12 protein-coding genes are annotated in these 11,411 nt (G+C 59.3%); 11 read left to right on the forward strand and 1 reads right to left on the reverse strand.

Annotation, left to right across the window (positions count from 1 at the left end):
- The first annotated feature begins 143 nt into the window (after positions 1-143).
- A complete protein-coding gene (locus AC4JJG_RS21240) occupies positions 144-284 on the forward strand; it encodes a hypothetical protein (RefSeq protein ID WP_156422439.1) in 141 nt (46 codons plus the stop codon).
- Between the two features lie 135 nt (positions 285-419).
- Here the strand turns inward: AC4JJG_RS21240 and AC4JJG_RS21245 are convergent, their stop codons facing one another.
- Positions 420-896, reverse strand: a complete 477-nt coding sequence (locus AC4JJG_RS21245; protein ID WP_004023289.1) for a PaaI family thioesterase — start codon at positions 894-896, stop codon at positions 420-422.
- 258 nt (positions 897-1,154) lie between these two features.
- On the opposite strand from AC4JJG_RS21245, the gene AC4JJG_RS21250 reads away from it, so the two are divergent.
- Genes AC4JJG_RS21250 through AC4JJG_RS21295 form a run of 10 tightly spaced genes read left to right on the forward strand, consistent with a single transcriptional unit; the run spans position 1,155 to position 11,264 of the window.
- Positions 1,155-1,889 (forward strand): MlaE family ABC transporter permease, encoded by a 735-nt coding sequence (locus AC4JJG_RS21250; RefSeq protein WP_033206584.1) that lies wholly within the window; start codon positions 1,155-1,157, stop codon positions 1,887-1,889.
- Between the two features lie 10 nt (positions 1,890-1,899).
- Complete coding sequence (locus AC4JJG_RS21255; RefSeq protein ID WP_014928961.1) at positions 1,900-2,763, forward strand: ABC transporter permease; 864 nt, start codon at positions 1,900-1,902, stop codon at positions 2,761-2,763.
- Between the two features lie 8 nt (positions 2,764-2,771).
- Positions 2,772-3,809, forward strand: a complete 1,038-nt coding sequence (locus AC4JJG_RS21260; RefSeq protein WP_004023292.1) for an MlaD family protein — start codon at positions 2,772-2,774, stop codon at positions 3,807-3,809.
- Positions 3,806-4,819, forward strand: a complete 1,014-nt coding sequence (locus AC4JJG_RS21265) for an MlaD family protein (protein ID WP_004023293.1) — start codon at positions 3,806-3,808, stop codon at positions 4,817-4,819. The genes AC4JJG_RS21260 and AC4JJG_RS21265 overlap by 4 nt, the downstream gene beginning before the upstream one ends.
- On the forward strand, positions 4,816-5,811 hold the full coding sequence (locus tag AC4JJG_RS21270; protein ID WP_004023294.1) for an MlaD family protein: 996 nt from the start codon (positions 4,816-4,818) through the stop codon (positions 5,809-5,811). Before AC4JJG_RS21265 ends, AC4JJG_RS21270 begins: the two co-directional genes overlap by 4 nt.
- Positions 5,805-6,866 (forward strand): MlaD family protein, encoded by a 1,062-nt coding sequence (locus AC4JJG_RS21275; RefSeq protein WP_004023295.1) that lies wholly within the window; start codon positions 5,805-5,807, stop codon positions 6,864-6,866. Before AC4JJG_RS21270 ends, AC4JJG_RS21275 begins: the two co-directional genes overlap by 7 nt.
- Positions 6,863-7,906, forward strand: a complete 1,044-nt coding sequence (locus AC4JJG_RS21280; RefSeq protein WP_004023296.1) for an MlaD family protein — start codon at positions 6,863-6,865, stop codon at positions 7,904-7,906. Before AC4JJG_RS21275 ends, AC4JJG_RS21280 begins: the two co-directional genes overlap by 4 nt.
- A complete protein-coding gene (locus tag AC4JJG_RS21285; RefSeq protein ID WP_004023297.1) occupies positions 7,903-8,859 on the forward strand; it encodes an MlaD family protein in 957 nt (318 codons plus the stop codon). The genes AC4JJG_RS21280 and AC4JJG_RS21285 overlap by 4 nt, the downstream gene beginning before the upstream one ends.
- Before the next feature lie 6 nt (positions 8,860-8,865).
- Positions 8,866-9,594 (forward strand): hypothetical protein, encoded by a 729-nt coding sequence (locus AC4JJG_RS21290; protein ID WP_223258800.1) that lies wholly within the window; start codon positions 8,866-8,868, stop codon positions 9,592-9,594.
- 29 nt (positions 9,595-9,623) lie between these two features.
- Complete coding sequence (locus tag AC4JJG_RS21295; protein ID WP_014928958.1) at positions 9,624-11,264, forward strand: long-chain fatty acid--CoA ligase; 1,641 nt, start codon at positions 9,624-9,626, stop codon at positions 11,262-11,264.
- Positions 11,265-11,411: the final 147 nt, after the last annotated feature.

The following is an 11,411-nucleotide window of genomic DNA, read 5'->3' on the forward strand; positions in this document are numbered from 1 at the left end:
CGTGGTGCTGCCATGCTCTCCATCCTTCACAGGTTCGAGAGCCTCCGACAGACCCGGGGCGGTTCAACTGTAGCCAGGACGGAAGGAAGAGAGCTGCACATTCGAGGGAGCTCGCCGCCCTCCCCTCCAATCCTGTGAGAACAGTGCTGCCGGTGACCGTTATGGTTCAGCCGCTGTGTACGAGCCTGATGCTGCAGCGCCGCGACTGGTGGGCGGGCAATCCGCTCGGCCTGACCCTCGCGGTCAAGCCGGTCCTTGCGGTGTTGTTTTCCTGTCGCTACTGAACCGGCAGTGGAAGGCCGAGCGTTTGCAGTTCCAGCCCTGTTGACCGTCGCAGCCTGACCGCTGGCGGTGGATCGCCGAACGTGGTCGCGTACCTCGCAGAGTTGGCGGCGCGCAGAACGGAGACGCGTGCGGCGTCAGTCTGACCGCGTGAAGTTGGCGAAGAAGTCATCGATTGTTGATACGTCGGCATAACGTCGAAAGTGAGCAACGTCGACCTTGACGAAAACACCGCTAGAGGTGAAGTACGTTTGCTCATCGAACGATCCGGCGGCCGCGATGTGCAGTAGGCGATCCGACTCGTGGTCAATCCAGGCAGTGAGACGTATGGGAGTGTGCAGCGGGACCGGCCGGCGGTATTCGACGGTCAGGGTGCGGGTCACCGCGGGGGTCCGCGCGATCCACAGGGTGAAACCCATGATGTCGTCGCAGGCGGCCGAGATCGCGCCACCGTGCGCCAACCCGGGCGCGCCGAGGTGTTTCTCGTCGAAGGTGTGATCGGCGTACACCCGCTCGCCGCTCCGGTAGACCTCAAGTTGAAGTCCGTGGGGGTTGCTGCTTCCGCAGCCCATGCACTGGGACGAGTGTGCCGGCAGTCTTGCTTCGGGGGTCATCTCTGATCGTTGTCCTTAACTCAGCCCGCCACCTACGCAACAGGGTGCGGGGGGATCGATGAGGTGTGGGAACCGGTCCCGAACACGGTCTGTGCTCACCACTATAGGTAATACTGCCAGTACCTGATACTGTCCATTACGCACACGCGAATGGAGTGGCGCACACCACGCGCACTAGGGGGGGAGATGGCCATCACCACCGGCACAGGCGTCAACCGTCTGCTAGACGGCGCTGCCACTTTTGGTAACACCGTCGGCTTGGCTGGTCAGGCCCTGCGGTGGGTAGCAGTAGACATTGCTACAGGACGATTTCCGTTTCGCGAAGCCGTATCGCAGACCTGGTTCGTCATCGTCGTGACAACTCTGCCGGCGATTCTCGTAGCTGTGCCATTCGGTGTCATCGTGTCAGTACAGGTGGGTAGCCTCACTCAGCAAGTTGGGGCCACGTCAATAGCTGGCGCCGCTGGTGGCCTCGGGATTATTCAACAGGGAGCGCCCATCGTTACCGCCCTCCTACTCGGGGGCGCGGCCGGATCAGCGATTGCCTCTGATTTGGGTGCTCGAACGATTCGCGAAGAAATTGCTGCCATGGAGACACTCGGACTCAATCCGATCAGGCGAGTCGTAGCGCCCCGGTTCGTATCTGTGTTGATCACCGCGCCGCTGCTCTGCATGCTAATCGTCTTCACCGGGCTGCTGGCGGGCTACGCCATCAGCGTCGACGTCCAAGGCATCACACCAGGCAGCTACGTCGCCTCGTTCGCTTCGTTCGCATCGATAACAGACATCGTTGTCGCTCTATGCAAATCGCTTGTGTTCGGACTTGTAGTGGTGACGATTGCTTGTCACCGCGGCCTGTCGACGAAAGGCGGCCCTAAAGGCGTCGCAACCTCAGTAAATGCCACCGTAGTACTGGGCGTCGTCGCATGCTTCGTGATCAATGTCTTTATCACGCAATTAACAACCATGTTCGTCCCCCAAACTATTGGATGAGAAACGCCTCGTGACCACCGTTCCCTCCCGGAGGTTCTCCGCCGCCACCCGCCCTGTCGAAGCCGTGATCGCGCCAGTTGTACACGTACCTGAACGCTTGGGGCACGTCGCGACCTTTGTGATCGCCGCGGTCCTCGGCATCCGCCATGTGATCACCACCTACCGACGCCAAACCCTGCTCTACATACAAGAATTCGCCTGGGGTAGAGGTGCAGTCTTGGTCGGTGGTGGAACGGCCATCGTCCTCGCCATCCTCGGCATCGCCGTCGGCGCCTCAATCGGTATCCAGGGTTACGCCTCTCTGGACCTCGTAGGGATGGGTTCACTGACGGGGTTCATCTCTTCCTATGCCAACACCCGAGAGCTTGCGCCAATGATCGCGGCGATCGGGTTCGCAGCACAAGCCGGCTGCCGGTTGACAGCTGAGATCGGCTCGATGCGCATTTCCGAGGAGATCGACGCTCTCGAGGCTATGGCGGTACGTCCTATTCCATTCGTCGTCAGCACTCGCGTAGTTGCGTCGATCACGACCGTGATTCCTTTGTACATCGTCGCGCTTATTCTCGGATTCGGGGCCGCCAAACTCGTCGTCACACAAGTTCACGGCCAATCCGGCGGCACTTACGATTTCTATTTCGACCAGTTCCTCAAACCTCAGGATCTTGCCTTCTCGCTTATCAAAGTTCTTGTATTTGTCATTTCTGTAGTGATTATCCATAGCTATCAGGGCTACTTCGCCACAGGCGGAGCTGAGGGGGTGGGTCGAGCGTCCGGTCGAGCGATCCGCACGAGCCTCATAGTCATCGTCGTGGAGGACATGATCTTGACCCTTCTGATGTGGGGATTCGATTCCGGCGTACGGATTTCAGGGTAGGGGGTTCAGTGGCTGTCTTTCATGATCCGTCCGGACGCGAGCCGTCGCACGGGAACCTGGCCCTTCGGGGGGTCGCCCTATTGATCCTCGGCGCGATAGCTGCCTACTTACTGATAAGTGACGCTAACGGCGACTTCAGCGATCACACGTCGTTGACCATCAACACCGACGCGATAGGCGACGGATTGAAGGGGGGATCGGATGTGAAGTACCTTGGGTTCACCGTGGGGGAGGTCTCGAGCATCGCGGTTCGAGACCGTGGCGCGGCGGTCAAAATCAACCTCACCGGTTCCGGTAACGACCTAGTTCTCCGGCAGGGCATGACGGTGAACTACACCTCGTCAAACGCATTGGGACCAACTGCACTGGAGATCGTAGATCCTGGACAAGGACCACCCATCGGTTCCGGCGGGAGTGTCTACGTGAGCAGGTTGCAATCTGAACAGACCTCGGTGTCAACGCTTGTTCGCAAGATCTCCACGCTGGTCGAGGCACTGGACCAGCCCTCATTTGAAGCGGTAGTGAGGTTCATCGTTGAGGACTCGCAGGCAATGGCTGATAGCGGAAGACTCGTTCTCCAGATTGCGCAACTCACGCGAGATGTCCAGAAACGGCCGGTCGGGGAGGACCTAGGAATTGCGGCTAACCTGTCCACCGGAGTCGCCGACTTCATGACGCCGTTTGTCCCTGGCGTCTTGAAGAACGTCGATATCGCTGACTTTTTCGCCACCCAACAAAACATCGACCGCACGAAGAGTAATCTCGGCGACACGGGAAAGGTTCTTTTCGGTGGGCTCGGCGGCCTGCTCGATAAGAATTACCCAGCCCTGAGTTCGCTGTTAGACGTCGGCCTTGACCTAGCGCGGCCCGTCGCCAGATCCGCCTCGGGGCTAGTTCGCACGGTGTACACGATCCCGCAGATCCTCGATGGCATCGACAAAGCCTTGCCGAAATTCAACGAACGGGTCCAGCTCCAGCTAGCACTGGTGGTCCAGACGTCGCCTGCCCTACAAGGCGCATTGAGAATGGGGGGTGCCACGCGATGACTCTGAGGTCGCTAACACCCACAATCATTAAAATCGTCGCTTTCATCGCTCTCATCGGAGTCCTTTCATATGTCATCATCGCGATTCTGCAGCCGACCAACGAAGGGTCACCCAGTTCGCAGCGTTCCGCGGTGTTTGCCGACGCTTCCGGACTCAAGCCCCGCGACGGGGTACGACTCGCTGGAGTGAAAGTGGGATATGTAACGGCTGTCGATCTCGAGGGCTCAACAGCGATCGTCCGTTTCCAACTGGATGACGGTGTCGCGATTACCCCCGCGACGACTGCCGCTGTGCGTTACCAAAATCTGCTGGGGCAGCGGTATGTGGAACTCATCAATGCCGGACAAGGCGCCGACCAGGACTCGATCACACAGGTGGCACTCGAGAAGACCGTCCCGTCCTTCGACGTATCGACACTATTCAACAGTTTCAAACCAGTATTCGATACATTGAATACTGCGGAAATCAACGAGCTTCAGTCGAACCTTCTACGGGTTGCCCAGGGAGACGGTCGAGGTATCGCACCAGTCATGAAGCAAGTCGCGAACATCACTGATTACGGGAACCAGCGTTCAGAGATCATCACCAATATTGTGACGAGCCTGGGGCAGGTGTCCGACCAGTTGATGGGGCGCTCCGCTGAACTGGTTGAGTTGATAGACAAATTGGGGTCAATCGTCGATGCGTTCAGCCGCGTGAGCGATCGACTGCGGGCCTCGCTGCGAGAGGTCAACCGTTCGATGGCAAAGACTGTACTCGCCGGTGAGCAGATCGAGTCGACCTACGACACCAGCTTCGCGGCTATCTTTCAGAGATTAGTGCGGGAGCCAGGGGATACAGAAGGCCTACTGAATGGTGCCGTTCTCCTGAAGCCGCTCCTGGACGCCCTGGCCGCAACATCCAACGCGACTCCCCCGCCCTCGGCGGCAGGGTGTGCCCGAGGGGTGCTCGACCTACCGAGAACAGTGCAGATCGCCCTGATGGGTCAACGACTGGTGGTGTGCCAGTGACCCGTTTCTTCGGCAAGCGTCCGCATCACCGCCCGCAGCGTCGGCGGGACCTCATCCTGGCGGGGGTCGTAACGATGGTCACGGTGGCCGGTCTCGTCGCCGCCGGAGCTGTGTATATCTCGCCGCCCGGACAAACTATCTACAGCGCGGAGTTAGTCAATACCGGCGGATTGGAAGCTGGCGACCAGGTACGTATCGCCGGGATCAGGAAAGGCAAGGTAGCGTCGGTCGACCTGACCGGAACGTTCATCACCGTGCGGTTCCGGCTGGATGACTCGATTGCCGTTCGGTCGGACGCGACGGCGAACGTCCGTCTCCTCACCCCTATCGGTGGACGTGTATTGGACCTCGACCCAGGTTCAGGCCCGTCGGCCATTGACGGCGCGATCCCACTGGTGCAGACAGGCAGCACCTATGATATTTCCAGCACCCTGGAGACATCTACACCGGTGTTCCGTGACGTGCGTGGTGTTGATCTACGGCGCACGGCGGCGTTGCTACAGGATGCCTTTTCCGACGGAAACACCAATATCCCTGATGCCCTGCAAAACGCGAGCAGCCTGATGGACTTGCTGGAGCGTCAGTACGCACAACTCGACAAGACGGTGGCTTTGTCCGACGAGTATGTCGCTGCCCTCGCAAACCGCAAGCAGGTACTCGTGGACTTCCTACGCCAGCTCAGCTTCCTTGCCCGCACCCTTGGACCAGACATCGCCAACGTCCAGAGCGGGTTCGATTATCTACGTCGTCTTTTTAAGTTGCTGACCCGGCCGCTTGTCGCGTACCGCGACGGTATAGAACCATCGGTACAGCAGTTTAAGATCCTTCTAAACAAGGTGTCGGCCCAGATGCCCGCCTACCAAGACGCGCTGGCCCAGGTCGATCAGATCACCAGAAGACTGAGCATTCTCCTCAATGCTCCGCAGGTCGGACCTGCGAGTCCTGAACCGACCGTCCGCGTCTGTATCCCGATTGGTGATAACAAATGTTGACGGAGCGGATGCGTCGGCATCTGATCCCGATCGCCACCATTGTCACACTGGCAGTAGTGATCGGCGGCGTCGGAATCGACTATGCGACAGCCGACGACGACACGCGATCACTATGTGCGGAGTTTTCTGACGCATCAGGTCTGTACGAAGGCAATTCCGTCGCGATGCTCGGCAAGAAGGTGGGCAGGGTCGTAGGCATTCACGAGGAGGGACAGAAAGGTGTGCGTGTCGATATGCGGATCGACAAGACCGTGCCGCTTCCCGCAGATGTGGGTGCGACCCTGGTGTCCACCTCGATTGTCACCGAAAGACAAATCGAGTTCACCCATCCCTATCGTGGCGGAGAATATTACAAGTCGGCTGAGTGTATCCCACTGGAAAAGACCAGGACTCCACTGGGGATTAGTCAAACGCTCGACGCGATCAGCACTCTTTCAGACGAACTCGTCAAGGACGACGGACGTAACACGGATGCGATTCTTCAGGCACTTACACTCGTCTCGAAAAACATGGAAGGGACCCAGGGTGATATATCCGGCATTCTCCAGGACTCGGCCACGCTAATCAACGATCCGACCCGGCGTGATAGCCAGATACGCAGGATTGTAGCCAATCTCGCCACCTTAACCGGTGTTGCCACCGAAAACAGTACTGAGGTGACCCAGCTATTCGACAACTTCGTAGGCGCAATTGAGGTGATTGTTGCTTTCGGTCAAACATTCGGCGCCGCAACAGAGTACGCAGGCACCTTCGTCCCTATCCTGTCGCGCCTATCGTCTGACTTCGGGCCACCTATTTTCTCACTTGGAGATGCTGCGGTTCCCCTCCTCTCGCAAGCGGGCAAGCAAGAAAACATACTTGCGTCCGTCGCCGCTCGAACAGCTGACCTCATCGTTGAGCATCCAGATGCGAAGTCGATCCTGCGGGCATTCGCAATATCTGTACCACTGCAGGCCCTCAAGAACGCGTGCGCTCCTCCTTCCGTCAAGGACGTTTGCGCGACGGGTAACGAAGCGGCGACGATCGCCAACTTGATCGGAGGGCAACCTCGATGATGATCTACGGCTACCTTCGTCGTGTCACGGCCGCGATCGTGACGCTGTTCGTAGCGACTATCGCCCTCGCCGCCTGCAGCATCAGTGCTGACAACCCGCCGACCATCGGTGGATCATCCGCCCGAGACGGCTACGACATCGAGATCGAGTTCACGAGTGCTCTGAACTTGCCTGCCCGTGCCAAAGTCCTCTCTCGAGGGATTGACGTCGGTGCCGTCACCAGCGTCGCTTACGACGGAGGCCACGCGCTGGTTGCTGCCCGAATTGATAAAGACGCCCAGCTGCCGGAAGATTCGCGCGCGGAACTCCGCCAAGACACTCTCCTGGGCGAGATTTATGTGGCCATCCTTCCCCCTGCACAGCAGTCCACCCAAGGCTTGCTGCGCGCGGGATCGGTAATACCTCTCTCACGCACCGAACCGGCTGCCAACGTCGAGGACGTGATGCGGGGTATGGCTAACGTATTGGGCGGGGGTGAACTCGATAAAATCCATACCGCGATATCGACGCTGAACTCGACTTTTCCGAGTGACCCCGCCCAGTTCGATGCGCTCTACCGCACGACCTTGCGCACCGTGTCTGAGGTGTCTGCCAACACCGACAAACTCGACGTAATCCTGCAGTCAGCCGATCGCACACTCAAAGTGATCCTGGCCGACCCGTCAGGTACAGACCGAATGTTGACCAAGGGGGGAGTGAACTTTTATGGTCTGGGCTACTCGCTAATTGACGTAGCGCTACTCATCGCTAATCTGCGCGACTTCGCGGTATCCGCAGGCCGTATCGTCGACCCTGAGTATTCCCGCATCAAGGAAACGGTGGGCGCGATCGCGCCAGTGGTCGCGTCCATCGCGTACTCGGACATCTACTCCAAGGATGTTTCCGACAAGGCGGCTCGTGTAATACGCGAAAGGCTCATCCCATTCGTCAGCTCGCCAGATATCAACGTCTCCGATGTGTCTATCGATGGCCGAGAACTGGCGCGGCGTGATGCCGAGTCGTTCATAACCGTCTTGCGAGCGATCGGAATGATGCCATGATCCGCAGCACCCTCGTATCGCTGGTTGCCCTTGTCCTCGTTCTCCTCGTCGGAGCGACATACTTGATCATCGACGTGGCACGGGTAAACCCGTTCCGCACCGACTACGCGATCTCGGCCATACTCGAGAGCTCGGGCGGCCTTCTAGACACATCACCGGTAATGTTAGAGGGGGTGCCGGTGGGAAAAGTGACATCTATTCGCGTCACAGGTAATCAGCTCGCCGTCGACATGTCCATCGACTCCGACTATAAGATTCCTCGCGGCAGTGTCATGACGATTCAGAACCTCTCGGTCGCGGGAGAACAATACATCAATTTCATCCCACCGGGCACAACCACCAGTGAGTACTTGCGTAGTGGGGACCTAGTGCCCGCCGGCGCCATCCGCGTGTCGCAATCCGTTCCCCAGGTGCTCCCGAAAATGTCGGCAGTGGCGGACGCGCTCGATCCAGCATCGATTCAGTCCATCAACGAAACGATCTCGGCGGCAGTCGACGGCCGGCAAAAGGACCTCGACACGATCGGAGACATGATGCACCGCCTCGTGGACTTCGTCGGTGACGACGGTGCCGTCCGTACCACTGCGGACAATGCCGAGTTCCTCCTGGGCCTTATGTCGAACGTGGGCGGTGTGCTCAGCACCGCGTCGGTCCGGACCCCGGATGCCGTCGACGGTTTGGCGAGGATCCAACGTGCGTTCATCGTTTTCACTTCTACGTCCTACGACAAATGGCCACCGATCCTGAAGCTAGTGGAAAAGCTCAGCGGCTACATCCAGATACTCCAGCCCGATATTGTCGCCATTACCCGCGCGGTGAAGCCGGCGACGGCGAAAGTCGCAGACACATACATCGACTTCGGATCGATCGGTGATCTTCTGGCTCGAACATTCCCAGCGTCACATCGGGGGCAGGCGCAGATTCCGATCGCCGTCACGCCATCACCTCGCTGACGCCCGATGGATACCTCCTACACCAGCATTCACAGAAGGCAGCAAATGACGGCACAAGACAACGGACCAGAATCCAAGGACAGCAGCGCTGAGGATAAGCTGACTGCGGCTTCCGACAAAGCAGATCGCAGCGACGCCACTGGTGCTACAGAATCTGCGACGTCCCAAGACGGTCCCGCCCCGGACGAGGCAAGCCCCCCGACGTCCGATGCCAGGCACCGATGGAGATCAGCACGCGTCCAGGCGGTGGCCGCCGGCGCTTTCGTGGTGGCACTCGCGGTGCTGGCCGGCCTCTTTGCTTACCTCTACATTGACATGAGGGAAGCAAAGACGTCCGCGGAGAACGCTGCCACACAACGAGCGCAGGCAGCGCAGGCAGCATCGGACTACACCACAAAGTCGCTCACCTACAGCTACCAAAACACCGGCGCATTCTTTACCGAAGTGAAAGAGAATGCCAGCGATGCGTTGGTCAAGCGATACGACGATGTCGAACCCACCCTGACCCAAATCATGGAACAGGCCAAGGTCCAAGCGTCGGGACGCGTACTGGCGACCAGTGTCACCGGCAGCGCCAGCGAGAACCGGGGGGAATACACGGTGCTGGTCTTCGCCACCCAGAAGACCCAGAATGTTCAGAACCCTCAGCCGAGCGAACTCCCCACACTGTTGAAAGTAGTCGTGCTGAAGACCGAGAACGGCTGGCAGATCCAGGATTACGGACCTGCCGAATGATCCAGCGTCCGCCGCGAAAGGAGAATTTGATGAAAAGCACCATGCAGGAGGTGCCGATGACAGTGTCATCGATACTGCGTCACGTCGCAACCAATCATACTGATAGGCAGGTGATTACTTATTCCGCGAGCGACTCTGCCCGGTACGCAACCTACGGCGATCTCGAAGAGCGATGCGCACGTCTGGCGAATGCTCTGCGCCGGGTCGGCGTGGTCGGCGACGACCGCGTGGCAACCATGCTGTGGAACAACCAGGAGCACCTCGAAGCGTACGCTGCGGTACCCGCGATGGGCGCGGTGCTGCATACGCTGAACATCCGGTTGTCACCGGCTCAGCTGCAGTTCATCGCGAACCACGCCGAAGACAAGGTCATCATTGTGGACGGGTCGCTGGTGCCGTTGTTGGCGGCGGTCTTACCGGGCTTGGCGACGGTTCGGGTTGTGTTCGTTACCGGCGACGGCGACACCTCCCCGCTCGACGGCCACGGCGTGACCGTGATGCGATACCATGACGCGCTCGCAGCAGAATCACCAATGTTCTCTTGGGTCGATCCCGACGAGCGGTCGGCTGCGGGTATGTGTTACACGAGCGGCACTACAGGCGATCCCAAGGGGGTCGTCTACAGTCATCGCTCGGTGTTTCTGCACTCCATTGCAGCGTGTACTGGTAACGCTCTGGCGATCGCAGAAGCCGATCGTGTACTTCCCGTCGTGCCGATGTTTCATGCCAGCGCCTGGGGTCTGCCCTACGCGTCGCTGATGGCCGGCGCGGACTTGCTCATGCCTGATCGATACCTTCAAGCGGCGCCGCTCGCCGACTTGATCCAACAGCATCGCCCCACGAAGGCAGGAGCAGTACCGACAATCTGGAACGATCTTCTTCAGTACGGTATCGCGAATCCGGGTGTCGACTTGTCATCAATCGACCTTGTCGCCTGTGGTGGAGCTCCTGTCCCGCAGTCGTTGATCGAAGGGTTTGCGGACCGCTTCGGCGTACAGATTATCCAGGCGTGGGGCATGACTGAGACGTCCCCGCTTGCAGCGGTAAGTCGGCCTCCCGCCGGGATCAGCCCCACAAAGGAAATGTCGTACCGCAAGCGACAGGGACGGGCAATTTGCGGGGTGGAGATGCGCCTCATCGACGAGGGCGGCCTGCCGGTTCCCCGTGACGACAAGTCCGTCGGCGAACTCGAAGTGCGGGGTCCGTGGGTCACAGGCAGCTACTACCGGCTCGAGGACGCCGAGAGGTTTCGGGATGGCTGGTTGCGGACCGGAGACGTGGGACACATCAGCCCGGACGGGTACCTGACGCTGACCGACAGGTCCAAGGACGTCATCAAGTCAGGGGGCGAATGGATCTCGTCAGTGGAGCTCGAGAACTGGATCATGTCGCACCCAGATGTCGCCGAGGCCGCGGTTGTCGCGATGCCCGACCCCCGGTGGCAGGAAACAGCTCTCGCCGTGGTGGTTCCGGTACCGGGTCGCAAGGTGTCGGCTGACACGCTTCACGAGTGGTGCCTAAGAAATTGCCCGGAGGAGATCCCACACTGGTGGATCCCGAAGAACTGGACGTTCGTGGAGCAGGTACCGCGTACGAGCGTGGGCAAGTTCGATAAGAAGGTGTTACGCGCGAAGCATGAGCAGGGCGAGCTGCCGGTTGTATCGAATTAGCGCCGCTATAGGGCGCAAGTGTGCCCACCGAACGTCGTCAGCGTTCGGTGGGCACACTTCTATAGAAGCAATGCATTTGCCGATGGGGACTGGTGCACGGTTAGGTGACATCTGATCTGGCTTGCCCCGGGAGGGCGGCCTGGAAGG

It is taken from the genome of Gordonia sp. B8661-1, from assembly GCF_059427765.1.